We start from the raw sequence: 23,073 nt of genomic DNA on the forward strand, positions 1-23,073 counted from the left end.
TTCGCAGCGATTCTAATCTGGCTGCTGCATTTGAGTACATTAGCGTTCTAATGCAAAATTGCGCGGGGGCTGTTCATTTGCATGTTAATTTATAATGCAAAAGTGACAGCCTCCCACTGCAATATTTTTCGGCGCGGTACAACCCCCATGCCGCACGCAGGCTTAAACGCCCCATCCGGCCAAAGCCGTTAATGCCTACTTTTATGCTCATTTTTATATCCTTAGAGGCTTTGGCCAATTTCACTGACTTGAAGTTTTAATGCTAGGGCATCGAGCTTTTCTACTGGCAAAGCAGTAAACAGATCAATCCGGCGTTTTAAGATTAAAAGGGTGTCATGAAAAACTTTGTGCTGAATGGTTTCATTACCCCCCGTGCTAGGAGCAGCCACACCCCAGTGAGCCAGTCAGCGTTGGATGGCCAGGCCAGACTGGGCAAGCTTCACCCGCAGCCGAATCGCAAAGGGTAAATACAAAGTCCATTTGCGGCGCATCTGCCGCGCTAAATTCCTGCCAGCTTTTGCTGCGTAGTTTTTCTGTACTGATACCCACATGCTGCAGTACTTCAATGGCTAAAGGATTCGCGCTACCTGCTGGCTGCCCGCGCTATAGGCCTGAAATCGGCCTTTACCCACATGATTTAATACAGCTTCAGCAATCTGGCTGCGGGCCGAATTACCGGTGCAGATAAACAGCACATTATAAATTTTGCTCATAGGACATCTCCATGATGGCGGGGTATTTTATGTATGGTAACTATAACGCTACGATACTTCAAATATTGTTGTATAGTTGACGAATGGAAAAAACAATCGCAACTACCATTTTTGAATCGCTCTCTTCTGGTGTACGGCTAGACGTGTATCGCCTGCTGGTTAAGCAGGGTGATAAGGGCATGGTGGCAGGAGATATCGCGGCGGCTTTGGGGCTGCCTGCTACCAATATGTCTTTTCATCTAAAAGCACTGGCGCAAGCCAAGCTAATTACGGTGGAGCAGGAAGGGCGCTATATGCGCTATCGGGCCAATCTAGCCCTGATGCAGGAGCTCATCTCGTTTCTAACCGCAGAATGCTGTGAAGGGCACCCTGAGCAATGCTTTGATCCGCCTGCCTCTTGCTCAACAAAGCAGGATGCATCGTGTTAGAAGCCACCAAGCAATCAGCTCAGATGAGCGTATTTGAGCGCTATCTTACGATTTGGGTATTCCTGTGCATTATTGCGGGGATTACTTTGGGGCAGTTTTTACCCAGCGTTTTTCAGGCTATTGGCGCGATGGAAATCGCCAACGTCAATCTGCCGGTGGGGCTACTCATCTGGATTATGATTATCCCGATGCTGATTAAGGTGGATTTTTCGGCACTAAGCGAGGTGCGCAAACATGCTAAAGGGATTGGGGTCACGCTATTTGTAAACTGGCTGGTAAAGCCTTTTTCAATGGCATTTTTAGCGTGGTTGTTTATCCGCCTGCTGTTTGCCCCCTACCTGCCCGCAGAGCAAATCGATAGCTATATCGCCGGTTTAATCTTACTGGCCGCTGCGCCGTGCACAGCGATGGTGTTTGTTTGGAGCAAGCTAACCCATGGCGACCCGCTGTTTACGCTGAGCCAAGTTGCCTTAAACGACAGCATTATGGTGGTGGCTTTTGCACCGCTGGTGGCGTTTTTGCTAGGGATATCGGCGATTATTGTTCCTTGGGCCACACTGATTACCTCGGCGATTTTGTATATCGTAATCCCCGTTATTATTGCCCAACTATTGCGCAAATCTTTGCTCGCCAAAGGCCCTGCCGCATTGGATACGGCTATGGCTAAAATTAGTCCTTGGTCGATTAGTGCGCTGTTAGCCACACTGGTTTTGCTGTTTGCTTTTCAGGGTAAAGCCATTATCGAGCAGCCGCTGGTCATCGCCTTATTAGCCGTGCCGATTCTAATTCAGGTGTTGTTTAATTCAGGGCTAGCCTACTGGCTAAACCGAGCGCTAGGCGAAAAACACAATATCGCCGGCCCATCAGCGCTGATTGGCGCATCTAATTTTTTTGAGCTGGCAGTAGCAGCGGCCATTAGTTTATTTGGCTTTCATTCGGGCTCGGCGCTGGCAACCGTGGTGGGGGTGCTCATTGAAGTACCGGTGATGCTCTTGATCGTAAAAGTAGTCAACCGCAGCAAGCCTTGGTATGAAAAAAACTCAAGCTGAACACGCAAACAAGGAGGAGTGAGCGGCTAGCCTCATCACCTTAAGATTAAAAGTCATCTTGATAAGAACGAAAAATCCGCTGCAATTCTCCATTATTTTGTAGCTGCTTAAGGGCGTTTTCTACCTTAACAACCATCGCTGGGGGCACCTTTTTACTCAGCCAAAAATACATCGCTTCTTGGTGCAAGACATCAGGTAAAAGCTGTAATTGGCCTTCGAAATGATTAGCCTTAATCGCGTATAGACCACTCAATTCACTGATATAAAAAAATCTAACTCGCTTACTCAGCACTTTTTTTAAATTAACGAGGCTGTCACCACTGCTATCATCTACCGCAATACCATTGGCTTTTAAACGCTGAACGTAAGCCGCCCCTGAGGGAGTAGCAACCAGCGCCCCTAAAGCGGCCAGCTCATTGAAGCTCTTTACCCTCACCTTGTCATCACTACGCGCAAGCAGCTTTTCTTGTACAAAATACAGGGGTGTTGCAAGGCGCAAAGCCCCTTCGCTTCGCTTAGTTGTCTCCAGCAAGGCACAAGCCGCATCTAGCCCCCCTGTAAACAAACCATACTCCACTCTGGCCATCGGAGTTGGGCGAATGTCCAAATCAAAGCGAATGCTCGGGTCTATTTTTTCAATCGCGCGCAAAATATCAGGGCACTGCCCTGTGAGCGGGTTGCTCAGAAAAATAAACTTAGGGGAAACGCCCTCTTGGGCGGCAATACGCAGGGGCGGATCAGCAAAAGCCGCCGCACAGAGCAAGTAGCACAGACTAATCCATTTTAGCTTTAGCATCTCCTCCTCCTCGCCCCAATAAGGCTACAACACTCAGATATGCTCTTTATAAAATGATTTCGTCTTATATGCCGAAGCTAAGCCCCAGACGGTAAGCCGCGCTCATGTTTAAACAACTGCTGATGGCTGGGCTCTAAGACGGCAATCAGCGCCGTCAATGCTGCATCTGCCTCGGCTTCACCACACATAAAGATATCCACTGCCGCATAGCCATGCTCGGGCCAGGTATGAATCGATAAATGTGATTCCATCAACAGCAATACACCGGTTACACCCAGCTCAAGGCCAAAATGATGAAAATGCCCAGCCAGCACGGTGGCATTGCCCGCCTCTGCACCAATTTTTAATATCTGCTCAATTTTGACGGGGTCTGCCAGTAGAGCAGGCGCAATGCCAGATAAATCAGCAAGAATATGACGTCCTAAACTCATTTATGCCCACCGCCGCCGCCACCCCAATTGCTGCTGCCATAGCTGCCACCACTACTCCAGCCCCTCGATGAAGAGCCGCTACCACTGCCACCGGAAGAGGCGTTTATTAAGGTGCAAATGCCGATAATCACAAGGCAATATGCTTTATAAAAGCCAGGTTTCAATTCACAACTCCAAAGAAACAAAAAGGTAAGAGCACGGCATGCCCTTACCTTGCAGGTAACCAAACCAAGACCAAAGCCAAGATCAATAACCACAATCCACCAAAGCCATTAAATATCAACAGCGGCAAATTAATCACCGTTAAAAGCGCGGTAAACATAATGGCCAAGCTTTTCATCGAGCTAGGGCTCGCATCCCCGCCGGCAAGGGCCGCGATAGGCTTAGCAAACCATTGCCCCACTAGCTCGCTGCTGATTCGCTTGGCTTTAGACCAGGTCACTTCACTGGGGCTACGCTCTTTAGAAAGGCGCACGCCATTCAGATCGTAATCCGTGAGCGTGGTTTTATCCCCCACATGCACCCGCCAGTTAAATGCCCCAGCGGCGTAAGTGACGTGGGCGTTGTAATCAAATAGCTTGCGATACTTTTTGCCATTGAGCATGGCCTGCGCGGCGTTGTACATCTCTGGCCATTGGTTTAATACTTCAATTTGATCCCAGCCTTGCTGGCTTTCTACCAGCCACATAAAGCCAAGGCTGGCGTGATAGAGCAGGTATTCGGTCCAATCACCATCCACCTCGCCCTCTTCACTGCAACGCATTAGGCCGATCAACAGCCATTTTTTATTCTCAATGGTAGCGGTATCGCCCAGCTGCAAAGTGCTATGAAACGCCTCCAGTTGCCTCGCCTTGCCGATGGCAATCGCTTTATCTCCAGCGCAATCCACTTCCGTATGACAGGCGGGGCAAACCAGCTGCATCGCCATTCCTGCAATATATTTCAACGGGCTTGCGCAGCTTGGGCAATCAAGCACATTGTTTTTGCCAGCCAGCCGCCCCGCGCTTTCCGTAATTTGATCGTCACTGCGTAATAGCTGACACTTTAAATCAGCAAGATTAACGGCCTCGCCCACAAATAGCTCAGGTGCGCCCTGAGAGTAATCTAGCGTAATAAAACGCGCAGCATGCCGAGCATCCACCACCTTAGCCACATAGCCCTTGCCAACGGTAAATGGCAGCTCCCCCGCACCAGACACGCACTGCGCCGTGCGTATATCAGAAAAAACATAGCTGCGCTGCTCATATAAGTACGCCATTTCTGGCTGTATATCGGCAAAGGCTGGCGCATCTACCGCCGCTCCTAAGCTCTTGGTCAACATATATTGGCCAGAAGCATCAGCCAGCCAAGCCGCACTGCCATCGTCAAAGAACAAATACCACTCGTTCCAAAAGCCAGCGTCGTAACGCAGCTGAATCCGCCCCACTACATTAAAGCCTTGGCCCTGATATTGCCCGCTGGTGCCAATCTGAATCCGCGAATAGTCTTCCAAAGCACTCGACATTTTGCCGATGTCTTTGATCTCATCCGCGTTTCTAAGCAGCGTGCTCTGGCAATACTCGCAAACCGCCATCACCGACGCGGCAGAACGAAACGAAACGGGCGCCCCGCAACTTGGGCAGGCAGCTGTGTACATAAAGGAACCTGATGATTAAAAAAATTTCAATAAACTTAAAACTCAAATCCTGCACCACAAAGAACGTGGAGTTTCACAGTGAAAAACTAAACCTCATTTGGGCGCTCTGTGCTCTCCCTGCTCTCTGTGTCTATGAGTCTTTTTAACCCACCAGCTTTTTAATCACTTCAGCCTTAGCCGTGTCGTAATCCGCCTGCGATATTAATCCTTGATCGAGCAAGCCTTTCAGCGATGCTAACTTGGCCTGAGGATTATCTGCGGCAACTGCGGGTGCGGCGGCAAGGGGAGCCACGGCAGGAGCAACTACGGGTGCAGCGGCTGGATTAATGCTGCTTTTCATCGCATCCGCCATTACCTGACCAACGCCAACGCCCGCAGCAAGGCCCGCGCCGATTCCTGCTAGCCCGCCCTCGTTTTGCGCCGCCAGTGGAATGCTTTGCGCCACCTGATACTGAGTGTATTTACCCATATCGCCCATCATGCCCATCGAGATACGGGTATCGATGGCTTTTTGCAGCTCCTCGGGCAGGGAGATGTTTTCAACGGCAAAGTTATCTAACTCTAGGCCGTATTTACCAAACACAGGGATCAAGGCTTCTTTAATTTTCTCGCCCATCAAGCCCTGATTGCCCGCCATATCTAAGAATGGCACACCCGAACCACCAATCGCGCTGCTCATGGTGGAGACCACAAGATTGCGCAGTTGTAGCTCTACTTCATCACGGGTGTATTGATCACGCGTGCCGCTGATTTCCTTAAAAAACAAAATAGGATCAACTAGCTTGTATGAAAACACCCCAAAGGCACGCAGCCGTACCATGCCAAAATCGTTGTCCCGAATGGTAATGGGTTGTGGTGAGCCCCATTTACGGCCTAGCTGAGTGCGAGTACTAAAGAAATACACGTCTGATTTAAACGGCGAATCAAACAGCTTGTCCCAGTTTTTTAAGTTGGTCAGCAGTGGCATATTCTGCGTGACCAGCTTATGCAGGCCTGGCGCAAATTGATCCGCAATTTGGCCTTCGTTGACAAACAACGCCAGCTGCGAATCGCGTACCGTCAGGCTGCCACCATTTTGAATTTCAAAATCTTGCATCGGAAACCGCCAAGCCAGTACGCCGTCTTGATCTTCATTCCACTGCAAAACATCAATAAACTGCTTCTTAATAAAAGAACCGAGACCCATGATGCGCTCCTAGGATTAGCACATTAACAAACAGACAAATAATTCTATAACGATTGCAAAATCTTGAACCACAGAGGATACAGAGACAACCATGCAGAATCTTTTTAAAAAAAGGTAAAGCTCAATCTAATCAGAAATGCCCAAGCCGTTGCCTTATAAGCAACGCTTTAAATCGTGGTACATGTCCCGAATGAAACGGTCTTCCTCTGTGAAACGCTGTGCGCTCGGTGGTTTAAGAGCTCGCACGGTAGATCAAGACAAACAACCCGCGTTGATTAAGCCGATAGCCAGCGATAATGAGCCCATTAATGCCCCCATCGCGACATTGTTTTCGATTAAATCCTGATTCATATTCGGCAATAGTTTTGATAACAGCAGATGCGCAATAATTTGTACCGCCATCGCGCAAAAGGCCCAAAAAATAAACATATCAAAGCTAGCGTTGTGCATCACGCTGGCGGCCAGCGTCAGCGAAAACCCCAGCAGCGCACCACCCAAAGATAAAGCGGCCGACAAGCATCCCTGACGAATCAGTGCAAATTCGTCATAAGGCGTAATCTTGGTGTACACCAGCACAAACAGCGCCAATAGCCCAAGGCCACAGAGCATATAGATCAGGTAATGGATTAAGGGCGTCAGCATAAAACCATCCTATTAAAAAAACGGTAGGGGCGCCACTGGCCGCACCCTTTACAATAATGGCGCACAGCGCCCCTACAAAAGCTTAAAGCCAGAGCCTTTCTTTCATGAAGTACAATATCAGCAAATGTAACACCTACGAAAGGTTATCCCATTCTAAATGAAACCCATCCCTAGCCAAACATTGCAGCAACGAATATTAATTTTATCGGTCTTTGTCGTCGCCTCCTGCGGCCTCGCATATGAATTAATCGCAGGGGCATTGGCCAGCTATTTGCTGGGCGATTCAATTTTGCAATTTTCCTCCATCATAGGCTGCTATTTGTTTGCGATGGGGGTGGGATCGCATCTATCTAAATATGTAAAAGAGGAGGATACCCTCGCCTGCTTTATTGATATTGAGTTATTAGTAGGCTTACTTGGGGGGCTATCGGCCACACTGCTGTTTTTGGTGTTTGCTTGGATGGGCACGCCGTTTCGCACCGTGCTGTATGTGTTGGTGTTTTTAATTGGCGTATTGGTGGGGATGGAGATTCCGCTAGTGATGCGGGTATTAAATCGGCAAGGGGCGAATAAACCCGACTTTGCCGAAATTGTTAGCAATGTACTGACCTTTGATTATCTAGGCGCGCTGGCTGTTTCATTATTATTCCCCTTGGTACTTGCTCCTAAGCTGGGCATGGCGCGAACCGCGCTGCTATTTGGCCTACTCAATGCCGCGGTGGCCCTTTGGGCGGCGCATACTTTTAAACATGAAATTAAAGCGCACCGTGCCAAGCAAACCCGTGCAGCCATTGTGTTAGTGCTACTCATTGGCGGCTTTTGCTACGCCGATCGCCTTACCCAGTGGTCAGAGCGCGGCCTGTTTGGCGATGAAATTATTCACGCCCAAACCACGCCTTACCAGCGCTTAGTGGTGACCAAATGGAAAGATGATTTACGCCTGCATATCAACGGTAATCTGCAGTTCTCCAGCCGTGACGAGCACCGCTATCACGAGGCCTTGGTTCACCCCACATTAGAGAAGCTGCCGTGGGCCAAACGAGTACTGATTCTGGGTGGAGGCGATGGGCTAGCGGCGCGGGAAGTACTCAAGCACAAAAATATCCAGCAGATTACCTTGGTTGATTTAGACCCCGCCATGACTGATCTATTTAGCCATTCAGAGCCACTAGTCAAACTAAACCAAGGCGCGTTTATCAACCCTAAAGTGCATATTATTAATGCCGATGCGGGCCAATGGTTGGAGCAAAATACCGAGCAATTTGACGCCATCATTGCGGATTTTCCCGATCCATCCAATTTTGGCCTTGGCAAACTCTACTCAGTGCCCATCTACCGCCTGATGGCACGTCATCTGAGTGAAAACGGCCTTTTAGTCATCCAATCTACCTCGCCCTATTTTGCCCCACGCTCGTATTGGTGCATTAACGCCACGCTAAAAGAAGCGGGCTTTTACACCTACCCTTACCACGCCTACGTGCCGTCTTTTGGTGAATGGGGGTTTATTTTGGCCGACAAAAAAGGCAACTATACCCCGCCCACCCAATACACCGAGCCGATGCGCTTTTTAGATGGAGAAGTCACCAAGCTGATGTTCACCTTCCCAGCCGATATGAAGCCGTGGCCGGTAGAAGCCAATCGCCTCAATAACCAAAAATTGGTGCATTACTTTGAACAAGATTGGCGGCAGGTAATGCGCTAGCCGTTCTAATCTCTTGCCAAAACTTGAACCACAGAGACAATGCCCAATAACAAGGAACTACGCCAACTTACTGGAAAAACAGACTTCAAAAGGCAGAAAGTTGAGAGAGGATTATCGCTGCAAAGCTTTAAACCCAAAGGCTCTATGAAACTCGGTGCTCTCTGTAGAGCAAAGTGCAGCCCATTAACGTAAGCCCTTGTCATTAAGCACAGATCAGCGCTTCAAAGTTTGGGTTTTCAACCACGAAATAAAACACGATTTCTATTAAGATACATCCTAACTTGTTATGGAGAACACTATGTTTGCCCCAGAAATCTACCGCCAACGTCGTGCCACTCTTGCTGCTAGCTTGCCGGACAGCCTGATTTTGCTACTTGGCAACGTCGATTCGCCGATGAATTACACGGATAATATTTTTCCATTTATCCAAGACAGCAACTTCCGCTATTACTTTGGCCTGAACGAGCCTGGCCTTGCTGGCCTGCTTGATACCGCTAACGACAGCATCACCCTATTTGGCAATGAAGCCGAAGTGGCTGATATCGTCTGGACCGGCCCGCAGCCTTCATTAAGCGAGCGCGCAGCCAGCGCAGGCATCACCCAAAGCCAGCCTTATGCTCAATTAAAACAACGGCTCGCAACCGCCCAAGCGGCTGGCATTCAAGTGCAATACCTTGCCCCTTATCGCGGCGAAACCATTCTAGAGTTAGCTCATTTGCTGGGCTGTGACAGCACATTAGTTAAAGCGGGGTTTTCTACCCCGCTAACCCAGCAAGTTATCCTGCAGCGTGAAATCAAATCGGCCGATGAAATCAAAGAGATGGAAACCGTGCTGGCCATTACCCGCGATGTACATCACGCAGCGATGCGTGCCTCACAAGCCAATGTGCTGGAGCACCAAGTGGTTGGTTTGATGGAAGGCATTGTGCGCAGCCACGATTTGCAGCTTGCCTACCCAAGTATTTTCTCCAGAAACGGCGAAGTGCTGCATAACCATCACCACCATCAAAAACTGCAAAAAGGTGATCTGGTACTGAACGATACCGGCGCAACATCCAGCGGCGGTTACGCCAGCGATATCACCCGCACCATTCCAGTTGGCGGCAAATTCAGCCCACGCCAGCGCGAGTTGTACGACACAGTACTGGCGATGCAAACCGAGGCGATTGCCGCGCTCAAGCCTGGCCTGCCGTATCTCGCCGCACATAAGCTTGCCGCAAAAGTCATGGTTGAAAGCATGAGCAAGCTAGGCTTTTTTAATGGCAATGTAGATGACATCGTTGAATCTGGCGCCTACGCCATTGCCTTCCCGCACGGCCTTGGCCACCAGATTGGTCTGGACGTGCACGACATGGAAAGCTTGGGCGAAAACTTAGTCGGCTACGGCGATGGTGTTGAGCGCAGTAAGCTTTTTGGCATGGGCTACTTACGCCTTGGCAAACCGCTGAAAGCAGGCATGGTGATTACGGTAGAGCCAGGCATTTACTTTATCCCCGCGCTGATCGCCACATGGAAAGCCGAAAGCCGCCATAGCGATCTGATTAACTACGCCAAATTTGAAGAATACCAAGACTTTGGCGGCATCCGTATCGAAGATAACGTACTGATCACCGAAACGGGCAGCCGCATACTTGGGCCGCATATCGCCCGCACTGCGGCAGAAGTAGAAGCAATTATGGCCGCAGTTTAAGAAGTCTTTCTGGGCGGGCTTACTTAGCCGCCCAGAGCACGCTAAGCCACGTTGATTCGGGCGAGTGAACTTAGCGCCCATTAAACTAGTTGTATTCAAACAACAAATCTAGTTTCAGCGGAGACAAACGGCTAAGATTAAGGCTTTCTCCATCACAACGCAGACGGCATGAAACTGATCACCTCATATACCAGCCCTTTCGGCCGTAAGGTACGCATCGTTCTTGCTGAAAAGCGCATCGAATATCAGCTTATTGAAGACAATCCCGGCGCTGCAGGCAGCAGCGTCTCCGAGCTTAACCCGCTAGGCAAAGTACCCATCCTCATTATGGATGACGGCAGAACGCTCTATGATTCACGGGTGATTGTTGATTTCTTGGATCACAGCTCCCCCGTTGGCAAGCTCATCCCCAACGATCAAAGACAGGCTATCAATGTTAAACGCCGCGAAGCACTGGCCGACGGCATTAGCGATGCCGCGGTATTAATCCGGCAAGAAAGCCTAAGGCCGGAGCAATTGCAATCAAAAGAATGGGTGGCCCATCAGCAAGCCAAAATAGAGCGCGGCCTTGCCTCGATTGCGGCAGAGCTTGATGAGAAAAAATGGTGGGGCAGCGAACAGTTTTCTTTGGCCGATGTTGCCTTAGGCTGCACCCTAGCCTATCTGGATTTTCGTCTACCTGAGCAAGGCTGGCACGCTAACCATCCAAACTTACTCAAGTTTTATAATAAGCTGGCAGAGCGCCCATCCTTTATCGAAACCAGCCCGCCACTGATTTAGCTATGCAAAAAGCTCATGCCACCATAATTTCAACACAAGCAAGCTTTTTGTCAAAAATACCGTATATCAACGAAGGTAAATAGACAGGAAAATCATCAGCTATATTTAAGTTATCGCATTGATAACCCAGCACTTTTCTCATGCATTTTTTACAAAAAGCTCATGAGAAAGCCACGCTAAGGCTAAGACTGATGAAAACCAAGATATTGATCGTCGATGATGAACAAGAATTTCGCAACCTAATTAAAGACGGCTTAGCAGGTCATGCAGAGATTATGGAGGCAGATAGCGGGATAGATGCATTAAATCTCGTCAGCACATTTCATCCCGATATTATCTTGCTAGATATTAATTTACCCGATATCAATGGCTATTCTGTTTGCCTGCTGGCGCGTGAAAAACAGCCCGAAGTACGCGTCGTTTTTATTTCTGGCTCAGATAGTTTAGAAACCCGCCAAAATGCCTATGCCTCAGGAGCAGATGATTTTTTACCTAAACCCTTTCGCATGGCAGAGCTGCGCCGCAAAATTGAATTACTCCAACTTATTATTACTGACTCTGAACGCCTAAAAGACTCATTAAAAACAGCGACGGATACCGCGATGAGTGCCATTTCTAATTCAGGAGAAATGGGCACCGTGATTAATTTTATCAAGCGGGCAATGAGCAGCCCTGATATTGAATCGCTATTAAAAGTGCTTATTTCTACCTTTTCGCATGGATTTGATTTAAATGTTTCTGCGCAAATCCGCACCGAAAATGAACAAAAAACCCTCAATAGCGAAGGCCGCTCTAGCCCATTAGAAGCAGAGATACTACGAACATTATCCCAAGATAACCCACGTATTTTTGAATATGGGCACCGGCTTATTGTTAACTACCCAAGCATTACCCTGCAAATTAAAAACCTCCCCTACAATAACCCCGATTTTGCGGGCCGAATTCGCGATCATGCCGCCATTATCACTGAAACAGCAGAAAACCGTATTCATGCTATTGAAACCCACCAACGCTTAACCCTGCAAAGCACTAATGCAAAAACGGCTATCAGTAATATGCAAGAACTTGTTAAACAGTTAGAAAGTGATTACAAAATACAACAATCACGTTCTTGTGAATTATTTGAAAATTTAAAACAACAAATAGAAAATTCACTGGCTAAATTTGGTTTAAGTAATGAACAAGAAACACATTTTATTAAGCTAATAGAAGATGCCTCACAAGCAGCAGCAACACTCTATGATGCCGGTTTTTCATTAGATAAAAAATTTAGTAGTATTAGCGCTGACCTAGGTTTACTACTCATAAAAGATGCAGATAAAGAGATATTAGAGACGATTAAAGATAAAGAAGACAGTATTATTTTTTTCTAGCCTGATATCACACGGTTTAATTGAAATATGGGTATAAATAGGTAGCTTGCTACTGAGCATGCGAAGCTCAGCATTCTTAGAATGGGGCTTTGTTTCACTCAGCGCCAATCCAGCCCTGTTAATTTAAGCATGGGAAGCCGCATTAAGGAGGGCAAAGGCGGTTTACCTTGCCCACCCTAGCAATACTTAAATTAACCAGATTGAGCGCCAAGCTACGTAGCAAGCCCCTCATAAAGAGGTAGCCATCATGAAGAATGATTTTTTTTCTGTTAATCAAACAAAAAATAATTGGCAAAAAGAAATACAACTCTGGGCTTGGCTTCCGCTCAAACAGCGCCCTAAAGAAGCGCTTATCTTACTAATAATTGCACTGCCTATTTTATATATGGCAAGCGCCCCCGATCTAGAGGGTCACTCCAGTGCACTCTCTATCGTTTTACCCTTGCTCATTATTTGGGCAGGCTTTCAATTAGGTAGCGTGGCAGCGGCAGGGCTCGTACTTACTTCTGCAATCATGATTTATTTATCCCCAAGCCATCATCCAGATATCATTTACACCTTGCTAGGTTTTGCCTTATTGGGCCAAGTCATTGCCGGATTAATTTACTATAAAAACAAAGCAGAAAAAGAGTTAAAAAATCACTTAAATAAACTATTACTCAGTACTCAAGCATTAGATTCAATATCCCAAGCCGTGCTTATTACCTCGCAAGATCATAAAATTATTTATGCAAATAAAGCATTTGAAAAGACCAATGGTAGAAACGACAATGAAATCCTAGGAAAAACCTGCAGATTTATGCAAGGCCCTTTATCCGACCTTGAGACAACTTCAAACATACGTATCGCACTAAAAAATGGCCAGCCTTTTCATGGGGAAATAATTAATTATCGTAAAGATGGCAGTCATTATTGGAATGAAATATCGATCACGCCGATATTTAATGAGCAACAAGAAATCACTCATTTTGTTAGCACTCAACGTGATGTATCAGAAAGAAAAATCACAGAAAAAACCATAGAAAAATCAGCAGGAAAAACCACAAAGTTATTAGAAGACATACAAAAATTAACCGCGAATGTTCCTGGAATGATTTATCAATTTAAACTAGAAAAAACAGGAAAAAGTTACTTCCCTTATTGTAGCGAAGGAATTCGAGATATCTGTTTATTATCACCTGAAGAAATCCATGAAGATGCACATAAATTATTCAATTTAGTCCACCCAGAAGATATTAATGAGTTAAATAAATCCATATTAGAATCAGCAAAAACAGGATCGCCTTGGCAGCAAGAATATCGCGCTATTTTCCCCGACCAAAGCGTACATTGGATGCTCGGCAATGCACAACCAGAAGCACTAGAGGATGGCAGTATTTTATGGCATGGTTTTATCTCTGATATTTCTGAAATAAAACAAAAAGAATCACTACTAAAAGAGCAAGACTCAAAATTAAACTCTATTTTGAGTAGTGCGGCTGATGGCATCATTCTAATTGATTGCAAAGGGAAAGTAATTTTATTCAACGCCGCGGCAGAACGCATTTTTGGCTATACGGCAGATGAAGTTATACATAAAAATGTAAAACTATTAATGCAAGAGCCAGAACACAGCCAGCATGATCAATATTTAGAGCAATATTTAAATACTGGCCACGCCCAAATTATTGGCATTGGCCGTGAAATTATGGGAAGAAATAAGAATGGTCAGCTCATCCCTTTAGACCTGTCTATTTCAGAATGGAAATCAGGCGCGGAGCGGATGTTTACCGGCATAATTCGGGATATTAGCGAAAGAAAAAAAGTACAAGCCCAGCTTGTTCAATCACAAAAAATGGATGCTTTATCCCAACTATCAGGCGGGTTAGCCCACGATTTTAATAATTTACTCGGCATCATCATTGCTAATCTTGATTTTATTGAGCCTGCCCTACAAGGCAATATAAAAGCAATGGAGCGGCAACAAAGTGCAATTAATGCGGCTATGCGTGGCTCGGATATTACTCGGCGGCTACTACAGCTATCTAGAAAGAGTACCCTACCTTTAAATGAAATAAAACCAAAATCAATCGGCGGATTGATTGAAGAAGTTTTAGGATTATTAAAGCGTACACTAGGGGCCGATATAAACATCAACACTTTTATTGAGCCTAATTTACCCCTTATAAAATTAGATACGGCCGAGTTTGAAAATGTACTTATTAATTTAGCCATTAATGCCCGCGATGCAATGCCCGAAGGCGGTGGAGATATTGTTATTTATCTTCACCATTGGCGGCCAGAAATATTTAACCACTGCAAAGACATTGATTTGGATAACCAAGAATATTTATTATTAGAATTTAATGACAATGGGAAAGGAATGCCTGCTGAAATTTCAGAGCGGGTTTTTGAGCCTTTTTTTAGCACAAAAACAGAAAATGGCACAGGATTAGGGCTAACCATGGTTTATGGCTTTGTAAAACAATTACATGGCCATATTCGCGTTTATAGCGAGCTGGGTATTGGCACGATGTTTCACATTTTTTTACCCATTAATGCACTTGAGAAAAATATAAATATCGTAGAAAAAACCACGATCCAAAATCCTATTCAAGGAGGAAAAGAAACGATTTTATTAGTTGATGATGAAGTCGATTTAAGAGAAGTCACTGCCGAGCATTTAGCTACTTTTGGCTACAGCGTTATTCAAGCTAAAAATGGTATGGATGCTTTAGACAAGCTTGAACAGGCGGGCAAAGTGGATTTGCTACTTTCTGATATTGTGATGCCGGGCGGCATGGATGGGGTGACTTTAGCACAGCATATTGCCGAGTCATGCCCCAATATGGCGGTGCTACTGACATCGGGATATCCACACAAGAATAGCTCTAGCGATCGCTCCGAAACGCTGTTTGGCGAAATACTGCACAAGCCTTATCGCCGAGAAGCCTTGATGCTGGCCGTGCGTAAACGGATGGATGAGAAGATCGCGGCCTGATAGAAAAGGCGAGTGGGCACGGCATGCCGTGCCCCTACAAGATTACTCTGCAATGCCTTCCAGCATTTTTTGCAGCTCGCCATTGGCAAACAGCTCTTTCATAATATCTGAACCGCCTACAAACTCACCCTTAATATAGAGCTGAGGAATAGTGGGCCAGTTAGCATATTCTTTAATGCCTTGGCGGATATCCGCATCAGCCAGCACATTAACCGCAGCAAACGATACACCACAGTTTTTAAGCATTTGCACCGCGCCTGCAGAAAAGCCGCACTGCGGAAAAGTTGGCGTGCCTTTCATATACAAAACAACGGCGTTTTCAGTTACTTGCTGACGAATAAGATCTTGCGTGCTCATAGTGTTTCCTTTTTGATACCTGATAGATTTACTCAGGTATTGTACTTTTATGAAAAAATTGCGGCAAGCTTTGGCTCTTACCGCCGGTAATTATCGAATTAAAGCTGGCCACCGCTCACTCGCTCTATCCCTGCTAAATCACGCCAGCTTTGTACTGCGGCAAAGCCTGCGGCAGCCAATAATGCTCGGCACGGCTCGGCCTGATCCCAGCCATGCTCCAATAACAGCCAACCATCCTCGTTCAAGTGCTGCCTAGCCTCGGCGATAATACTGCGGATATGCACCAAGCCATCGCCTTCATCTGATAGCGCGCTGCGTGGCTCAAAGCGCAAATCGCCTTGGCTTAAATGATGATCGTTTTGCTCAATATACGGCGGATTAGAAACAATCACATCAAAGTGTGCTGTGCCTAGAGCTTGATACCAATCCGACTGATAAAAACGCACCGCAGCATCCAAGCGGCTCGCATTGGCTTGCGCCACGAGCAAAGCGGCAGGCGATAAATCCACCGCACTAACATCCAGATCTGGGCGCTCTAATTTAATGCTGACCGGAATGCAGCCGGAGCCGGTGCCCAAATCCAAAACCATCGCCCCTTCAGCAGCTCGCTCTAGAGCCAGCTCAACCAGCAGCTCGGTATCCGGCCTTGGGATGAGCACGCTAGGGTTCACCACAAAATCACGACCAAAGAACTCACGCGTGCCAACGATATACGCCACCGGCTCGCCTTTGCTGCGACGGGCTGCCAACAGCTTAAATGCCGCAGCGTGTGCCGCCTCCACCTCATCCTGCCCATGGCCAATCAGCCAAGCGCGGTTTTTGCCTGTAGCGTGCTGAAACAAAACCTGAGCATCAAAGCGCTCCAAACCACTTTGTGCCAGTAAAACTGAATAATTCATAGAGGGTTCCGAAAGGGAAATCTAAAACGTCTGTCGACACAAGAAAAATAAGAACTCAGAGAGAAAAACATTTAATTCTGCACGGCAACTTATACCGCCATTAAGCTTGGTGTTTTTGATAGACCCTTGCTTTTCTCATCGTTTTTCTCGCTTTTGCTCTTCTTCCCGTTCTCTGTATCTACAGATCTTTTTTAATGTTTTTTTTCGAAGCACGATAAGCCGCAATCTCGCTGAGTTTAATACCCTTAGGCAAGATTCGGTGCTTGCCATAATCCACCCGCTGCGAGCGATAAATACCGCCATGACCAGAGCATAAATAGCTAATCACACAGGCTAGCGCGGCGTACACGCCGATTTCTGCCCCAAACATTTCCATCGCCATCAGAGTAGATGCAATTGGCGTATTCGCCGCCCCCGCAAACACCGCCACAAAGCCCAGCCCCGCCAAAAAGGCAAAGGGTAGGTTTAGCCAAGGCGCTAAAACATTGCCCAAGGTTGCGCCTATATAAAACAAGGGAGTGACCTCGCCGCCCTTAAAACCGCTAGCTAAAGAAGCAACGGTAAAAGCGAACTTAGCGGCAAAATCGTAATGAGCCATTGGGTGTTGAAAGGATTCCACAATGGTTGGCACGCCTAAGCCTAAATAACGCTCAGCGCTTAAAGCGTAAGCCACAGCGGCAATCAATAAGCCGCCAATAAAGGGGCGCAGCGGTGGATAGTGAATGATTTTTTTAAGCCCCGCCGCCAGCCTGTGCGTGGCCGTGGCAAAGCAGCGCGCAGTCAGGCCAAAGATTGCACCTGCCAGCAACACCACAGCCAACACCCAAAAGCTGATCGGTGGAATATTAGCAATGGCGTAATGTGTATGCTGCACACCCCACAAGAGGCCCACTTGCTCGGCAACCACGGCCGCTACAAGGCAGGGCCAAATGGCATCAACGCGCATCCGACCAATGGCCAACACTTCTAAGCCAAAGATAGCACCGGCGAGCGGTGTACCAAATACCGAGGCAAAACCCGCCGCAATTCCTGCCATGAGTAGTACACGCCGATCACTATTTTTAAGGCGAAAAACCCGTGTGAGTTGATCGGCCAAAGCCGCGCCCATCTGCACCGCAGTGCCTTCCCGCCCCACGGATGCGCCAAATAAATGCGATACCACAGTGCCACCCAGCACCAGCGGAGCCATACGTAGTGGAATGATTTTTTGCGGATCATTAATCTCGTCGATTAATAAATTATTACCTGCCTCCACCTGCCGACCAAAGCGCAGATAAACCCAGCCCACCATAAAGCCCGCCAGCGGCAAACCCGCTAGCAGCCAAGGATGAGCCAAGCGCGTCACCGTGGCCCATTCAAGAGAAAACAAAAAAAACGCCGAAGCGCTGCCCGCCAGCATGCCAACGATAGAGGCCAGAAACAGCCATTTAATCAGCAGGGCTAAAGGAGCAAAAACGGCGAGGCGTTGTAACAATGGCATTCTAATTTATCTCTAAAAAACGTCTGTAGACACTGAGCTAAAACGAGAACACAACGCATAACAAGCCAAAGCTCGATCTCATACTGCTGTTGGTCTGGCTTTTGCTTTTCTCAGAGGGCGCTGTGGCGACAGATTTTTTTGAAGTTTTTACATTAGGAATATTGAAGCCAGCCCAAGGAAAATAAAGAATCCCATCGAGTCGGTGGTGGCGGTCAGTAGCACAGATGAGCCATAGGCGGGGTCGCGGCCAAGCTTTTGCATGGTGAGCGGCACTAAAATGCCGACCAAGGCAGCAACGAGCAAATTCAGCATCATTGCGGCCATCATCACCACGCCCAGCGAGATCTGCCGGTAAAGCAGCCATGCAATCACGCCCAGTACACTGCCCCAAACTAAGCCGTTCAGCAGCGCAATGACAAGCTCCTTGCCAATTAAGCGCCCAGAGTTATTTGGGTTAATTTGCCCCAACGCCAAGCCACGGATAATCAGCGTAATGGTTTGCGTACCGGTATTGCCGCCAATACCCGACACAATCGGCATCAGCGCAGCCAGCGCGACTAGATGAGTAATGGTTTCTTCAAACGCACCAATTACTCGGCTGGCAATAAAGGCGGTGCAGATATTCACTGCCAGCCAAGGCCAGCGGTTTTTAGCGGATTTCCACACGCTAGAAAACAAATCTTCTTCTTTCAAACCCGCTAGCGACAGCACTTCAGCGTCGGATTCTTCACGAATCACGTCCACCATCATATCCACGGTGAGGCGGCCAATTACTTTGTGATTGGAATCCACCACCGGCGCCGAGACTAAATCGTAGCGCTCAAACGCTTGCGCGGCGTCCCCCGCATCTTCGTGCCCGCGAAACGTCACCACATCGGTGGCCATTGCTTCGTGCACGGTTAAATCAGGGTCGGAAACCAATAGATGATTAATCGGCAACACGCCCCTTAGCGTTTGCTCGTGGTCCACCACAAATAATTTATCGGTGTGATTAGGTAGCTCATCAAAGCGGCGTAGATAGCGCAGCACCACTTCTAAGGTCACGTCATCTCTGATCGTAACCATTTCAAAATCCATTAAGGAGCCAACTTCGTCCTCAGGGTAAGACAACGCCGATTGCAGCTGCGCGCGTTCTTCATCGTCCAAGCCGCCTAGCAGTTCTGAGCGTACTTCGCTGGATAAATCGGGCACCAAGTCGGCCAGCTCGTCGGCGTCTAAGTGCTCGGCAGCTGCGATAATTTCGTAGCTTTCCATGTCGGCCAGCAGCGATTCACGCACCGAATCCGATACTTCCAGCAGCACGTCCCCATCGTGCTCAGACTTGACCAACTCCCAAACCAGCAAGCGATCAACCAGCGGTAGGGCTTCCAAAATATGCGCAACGTCGGCCGGGTGCAGGCTAGCGAGCTTTTTTTGCAACTCAACCAAATGCTGCTTATGCACCAGCTGCTCTACTAGCTCGTGCTTAGCCATATCTTGGCGATGCACCATATCTTCAACCAGCCGATGCCTATCCAACAGGCGCACAACCTGTTGCAAGCTTTCTTGTAGGCTTTCTTGCTGTTTGCGGGTGACTATCGTCATGCCGAATTCCAAAGAGAAGGGTATTAAAAAGGCGTGCGCGAGTTTATCACGGAGAGACGTGAGGGCTGGACTGCAAAATTTGAGATTTTTGCGCGTTGGTAGAGCCGCATTCTAGATATGCATGCTGATTGCTAGCTTGGTAGAGCCAAGCAAAGCCTAATAGCCGCTGGGCTTGCTTGCTCAGCGCATAAGCGCGGTTTGGCATTTGCTTGGCATGCGCGGGGGAAACACCCCATATGCGCTAAAAAAGTGGCATAGAGCCTGAACTGTGCATGAAATGGCGCTAAACCTTGAACCACAGAGGAAAAGGAGAGCACAGAGGACACAGAGAAAGGCTCAAAACAGAGCTTTACTTCCTCCGTGAAACTCTGTGGATCTCTGTGTTCTCTGTGGTTTAAGATTTAACCAGCTGATTCATACCATTATTTTTTTGCTTAGCGCACATGGAGAAACACCCGCGCTCCAGCTGGCTGCTGCGCTAATCTAAAACGGCGGCTATTTCAGAAGCAAAAGCAATCGCCACGCCACCTGCCCCAATATTTACACCGGCTGTGGTGCTCATTTCGCAGAGTAGTAATTGCACATGGTGTTCCTTCGCGACCTGCTTTAATTTTTGATAGGCTGGCATATCCGTGACCACCGCAGGATCTCCGCCGTAGCTCACACACACTGTGGGCGCAACTAAGCCTTGTTCTATATGCTTAATCACCATAGCAAACAGCTTATCCACACCAGCCGAAAAGCCATTGACGCGGCTCACTGGCGTGGTTTCACCCTGATAAGCGCGAATCACTGGCTTAATATCCAAGGCACTTCCCAAGGCATAAGATAAAAAGCCCACACTTTTATCGCCTTTACGCCGAGCCTGATGGCGTAATTGCCCTAGATTTGCGGGCATTAAAAAACCTTGAGCGGTATTGGCTAAGTGCTCAATTTGCTTGGTGATTTCTGAGCTAGTCGCTTCTTGGCTAATCAAGCGTGCCACTTCAGCCACCACTAAACCTTGGCTAGCAAAAATACTGCCGCTATCAAACACCCTGAGTACAAAGGGCTTCATTAGATTGGCCTGCTCACGAATAGGCCGGTATTCGGTCAAAATGGCTCTAGCCGCTTGTGTGGCATGATTAAAAATTTGGCTGCGCGACTTCATAACAGTTAAGCAAAAAACCATATCAAATTCTAAAATCAGCCTTGATAAAAACAATTCTTTAATTTGCTCGGCTGAATAGGGCTGTGATTCAAAATCTGCTACGCCTTGAGCCGCCTGCCGCCGATAAAAATCACGGGTAGCGACCGGATCACGCTGATCAATAAAAGTGCCGTCGCTGCCTTGAATGGTAATGGGCAAGATAACAATCTGGTGGCGATCTAAAAAATCGCGGGGCAAATCACAACATGAATCCGTCACTAAGCCGATGCGCATCAATGCTTCCTCTGGGTATGAATCATTTACCGTCTTATGCGGTTATTTTTAGTTTTGTGGAATTCGAAACAGATGTTTGATTCCTCAGCCCATATTTTCATAAATGACGAAGAAATGACACAAAAGCCTTGTTGCAGCGCACAGGCTGTCTCATTAGCAACAAAATCGACAGCTTCAATGCCGATAATTTCAACTAAATCAGCGCACTAATTTACTTATCAAGAGCAAGCCTGCATAACAAATATGCTGGATGATGCTGTACGATTCAATTAATCTTTCTATCGCGCCTCGCTATATCCTTACAGTGGTTCACTCGCCAATAAAAATCATGCGTAAACAGCGAGTAATCAAATTTACACTACGCTAGAGTTGAATCCATGGCCCAGCGCCCACATATGCCATGCATGAAACTATTGAAAAAGGCACTAAAATGAGCGTCCCCCATCTCACGACTGCACTGACTGGCCCATGGTTAGATTTGGAACGTAAAATTTTGGCTGCCCAGCCAGAGATCGAGCACTGGTTTCGCAATCAGTGGCAGGAACACACCCCTCCGTTTTATGGCTCAGTCGATTTACGTAATGCGGGCTATAAGCTAGCTCCAGTGGATATGAATTTATTTCCTGGCGGCTTTAATAATTTGAATCCAGAGTTTCACCCGCTGGCGGTGCATGCCACCATGATTGCGCTGGAGGGCTATTGCCCAGATGCACGCCGTGTTTTGCTGATCCCAGAAAACCACACCCGCAATACTTTCTATCTGCAAAACGTCGCTGCGCTGGCCAAAATACTGCGTCAAGCGGGCCTTGTAGTGCGCCTTGGCAGCATGAATCCAGAAATCACTGAAAGCACCACGCTTGATTTGCCTGATGGTGGGCACATCACGCTCGAGCCGCTGGTGCGTCATGGCAACCGTGTGAGCATTGCGGGCTTTGATCCTTGTGTTGTGCTGCTGAATAACGATTTATCTGCGGGTATTCCGGCTATCTTGCAAAATATTGAACAGACCCTACTGCCACCACTAAATGCAGGCTGGGCCGTGCGCCGCAAAACCCAGCATTTCACCGCTTACGATAAAGTAGTTGAGCAATTTGCTGCGCTGATTGATATCGACCCATGGGTGATTAACCCCTACTTTGAACATGTCGACGGGCTGGATTTTCATTCACGCGCTGGCGAAGACAAGCTGGCTGCCACCGTAGACGCGATGATTGAAAAAATCCGCATCAAATACGCGCAGCACGGCATTGATCAAGTGCCGTTTGTGATTGTAAAAGCCAACGCTGGCACTTACGGCATGGGCATTATGAGCGTGAAATCAGGCGAGGAATTGCTCGGCTTAAACCGCAAGCAGCGCAATAAAATGAGCGTGATTAAAGAAGGCATGGAAGTACACGATGTGATCGTGCAAGAAGGCGTGCCAACCTTCGAGCAAATCAACGCTGCCGTGGCAGAGCCGGTAGTGTATATGCTCGATCGCTTTGTAATTGGCGGTTTTTACCGCGTACATACTGGCCGTGGTATTGATGAAAATCTAAACGCCCCAGGCGCACACTTCGTGCCACTCGCCTTTGCCTCGCCGCTCTCCACCCCAGATTGCGACGGCTCGCCCGATTGCGAAGCCAACCGCTTCTACTCCTACGGCGTAGTGGCAAGACTGGCCTTACTGGCTGGGTCATTAGAGCTGGAATAATCGAACCCACACCTTGAACCACGGAGGACACAGAGTTACACGGAGAAAACCTTTAGAAGGGGGGATCTTTTCCCTCTAAATAAGAATGGGCCTAGGGTCTGTTGACGTTTCATTCACGGCTGCGTTGGCTGCAGTTTTGGGGCTGAACAAGGCAAAAGACGCGAGGTGGTACGAGTACCATGAGCGTCTTTTAACGCCGTGCAGCCCCAAAAATGTAGCCAACCCGAAGGG

19 protein-coding genes and 1 pseudogene are annotated in these 23,073 nt (G+C 47.8%); 8 read left to right on the forward strand and 12 right to left on the reverse strand.

Translation table 11 applies throughout. From position 1 onward, the window contains the following. Nucleotides 1–221: 221 nt before the first annotated feature. Nucleotides 222–713: pseudogene (locus tag Q0R17_RS17440) on the reverse strand (arsenate reductase ArsC). A gap of 83 nt (nt 714–796) precedes the next feature. Here Q0R17_RS17440 and Q0R17_RS17445 point away from each other — a divergent pair. Further along, nucleotides 797–1,141, forward strand: a complete 345-nt coding sequence (locus tag Q0R17_RS17445) for a helix-turn-helix transcriptional regulator (protein ID WP_293937308.1) — start codon at nt 797–799, stop codon at nt 1,139–1,141. 23 nt (nt 1,142–1,164) lie between these two features. Further along, the gene (gene arsB / locus Q0R17_RS17450; protein ID WP_293937348.1) at nt 1,165–2,190 is read left to right on the forward strand and encodes an ACR3 family arsenite efflux transporter; all 1,026 of its coding nucleotides are present in this window, start codon (nt 1,165–1,167) and stop codon (nt 2,188–2,190) included. Nucleotides 2,191–2,236: 46 nt separating this feature from the next. Here arsB and Q0R17_RS17455 read toward each other — a convergent pair whose 3' ends face one another. The 6 genes from Q0R17_RS17455 to Q0R17_RS17480 form a co-directional block, all read right to left on the reverse strand. Further along, nucleotides 2,237–2,986: an ABC transporter substrate-binding protein gene (locus Q0R17_RS17455; RefSeq protein ID WP_293937311.1), complete on the reverse strand. Its 750-nt coding sequence runs from the start codon at nt 2,984–2,986 to the stop codon at nt 2,237–2,239. 77 nt (nt 2,987–3,063) lie between these two features. Continuing rightward, entirely contained in the window at nt 3,064–3,417 is a 354-nt protein-coding gene (speD, locus tag Q0R17_RS17460; protein WP_293937314.1) for an adenosylmethionine decarboxylase, read from the reverse strand. Further along, nucleotides 3,414–3,581, reverse strand: coding sequence for a hypothetical protein (locus tag Q0R17_RS17465; protein ID WP_293937317.1), 168 nt, complete (start codon nt 3,579–3,581; stop codon nt 3,414–3,416). The genes speD and Q0R17_RS17465 overlap by 4 nt, the downstream gene beginning before the upstream one ends. A gap of 44 nt (nt 3,582–3,625) precedes the next feature. Continuing rightward, on the reverse strand, nt 3,626–5,053 hold the full coding sequence (locus Q0R17_RS17470; RefSeq protein WP_293937320.1) for a DUF4178 domain-containing protein: 1,428 nt from the start codon (nt 5,051–5,053) through the stop codon (nt 3,626–3,628). Between the two features lie 142 nt (nt 5,054–5,195). Next, nucleotides 5,196–6,239, reverse strand: coding sequence for an SPFH domain-containing protein (locus tag Q0R17_RS17475; protein WP_293937323.1), 1,044 nt, complete (start codon nt 6,237–6,239; stop codon nt 5,196–5,198). Nucleotides 6,240–6,491: 252 nt separating this feature from the next. Beyond that, nucleotides 6,492–6,881 (reverse strand): DUF350 domain-containing protein, encoded by a 390-nt coding sequence (locus tag Q0R17_RS17480; protein ID WP_293937325.1) that lies wholly within the window; start codon nt 6,879–6,881, stop codon nt 6,492–6,494. 157 nt (nt 6,882–7,038) lie between these two features. On the opposite strand from Q0R17_RS17480, the gene Q0R17_RS17485 reads away from it, so the two are divergent. From Q0R17_RS17485 to Q0R17_RS17505, 5 genes are all read left to right on the forward strand, one after another. Further along, nucleotides 7,039–8,583, forward strand: a complete 1,545-nt coding sequence (locus Q0R17_RS17485; RefSeq protein WP_293937327.1) for a polyamine aminopropyltransferase — start codon at nt 7,039–7,041, stop codon at nt 8,581–8,583. Between the two features lie 298 nt (nt 8,584–8,881). Next, entirely contained in the window at nt 8,882–10,273 is a 1,392-nt protein-coding gene (locus Q0R17_RS17490; protein WP_293937329.1) for an aminopeptidase P family protein, read from the forward strand. A 168-nt stretch (nt 10,274–10,441) separates the two neighbouring features. After that, entirely contained in the window at nt 10,442–11,053 is a 612-nt protein-coding gene (locus Q0R17_RS17495; protein WP_293937331.1) for a glutathione S-transferase, read from the forward strand. Nucleotides 11,054–11,244: 191 nt separating this feature from the next. Continuing rightward, nucleotides 11,245–12,426 carry a response regulator transcription factor gene (locus Q0R17_RS17500; RefSeq protein ID WP_293937333.1) on the forward strand — a complete coding sequence of 394 codons (1,182 nt, stop codon included), beginning with the start codon at nt 11,245–11,247 and terminating at the stop codon, nt 12,424–12,426. 577 nt (nt 12,427–13,003) lie between these two features. After that, nucleotides 13,004–15,406 (forward strand): PAS domain S-box protein, encoded by a 2,403-nt coding sequence (locus Q0R17_RS17505; protein ID WP_293937335.1) that lies wholly within the window; start codon nt 13,004–13,006, stop codon nt 15,404–15,406. A gap of 42 nt (nt 15,407–15,448) precedes the next feature. Here the strand turns inward: Q0R17_RS17505 and grxD are convergent, their stop codons facing one another. The 5 genes from grxD to Q0R17_RS17530 form a co-directional block, all read right to left on the reverse strand. After that, nucleotides 15,449–15,763 (reverse strand): Grx4 family monothiol glutaredoxin, encoded by a 315-nt coding sequence (grxD, locus tag Q0R17_RS17510; RefSeq protein WP_293937337.1) that lies wholly within the window; start codon nt 15,761–15,763, stop codon nt 15,449–15,451. 98 nt (nt 15,764–15,861) lie between these two features. After that, nucleotides 15,862–16,662, reverse strand: a complete 801-nt coding sequence (gene prmC, locus Q0R17_RS17515) for a peptide chain release factor N(5)-glutamine methyltransferase (protein WP_293937339.1) — start codon at nt 16,660–16,662, stop codon at nt 15,862–15,864. Nucleotides 16,663–16,840: 178 nt separating this feature from the next. Next, a complete protein-coding gene (locus tag Q0R17_RS17520; RefSeq protein ID WP_293937341.1) occupies nt 16,841–18,142 on the reverse strand; it encodes a voltage-gated chloride channel family protein in 1,302 nt (433 codons plus the stop codon). Nucleotides 18,143–18,289: 147 nt separating this feature from the next. Then, complete coding sequence (mgtE, locus tag Q0R17_RS17525) at nt 18,290–19,726, reverse strand: magnesium transporter (RefSeq protein WP_293937342.1); 1,437 nt, start codon at nt 19,724–19,726, stop codon at nt 18,290–18,292. 478 nt (nt 19,727–20,204) lie between these two features. Further along, the gene (locus tag Q0R17_RS17530) at nt 20,205–21,149 is read right to left on the reverse strand and encodes a DegV family protein (protein ID WP_293937345.1); all 945 of its coding nucleotides are present in this window, start codon (nt 21,147–21,149) and stop codon (nt 20,205–20,207) included. A gap of 430 nt (nt 21,150–21,579) precedes the next feature. On the opposite strand from Q0R17_RS17530, the gene gshA reads away from it, so the two are divergent. Beyond that, the gene (gene gshA, locus Q0R17_RS17535; RefSeq protein WP_293937347.1) at nt 21,580–22,842 is read left to right on the forward strand and encodes a glutamate--cysteine ligase; all 1,263 of its coding nucleotides are present in this window, start codon (nt 21,580–21,582) and stop codon (nt 22,840–22,842) included. The last annotated feature ends 231 nt before the right edge of the window (nt 22,843–23,073 follow it).

This window comes from Iodobacter sp., assembly GCF_025352645.1.
In the GTDB taxonomy this organism is placed as follows: Bacteria; Pseudomonadota; Gammaproteobacteria; order Burkholderiales; family Chitinibacteraceae; genus Iodobacter.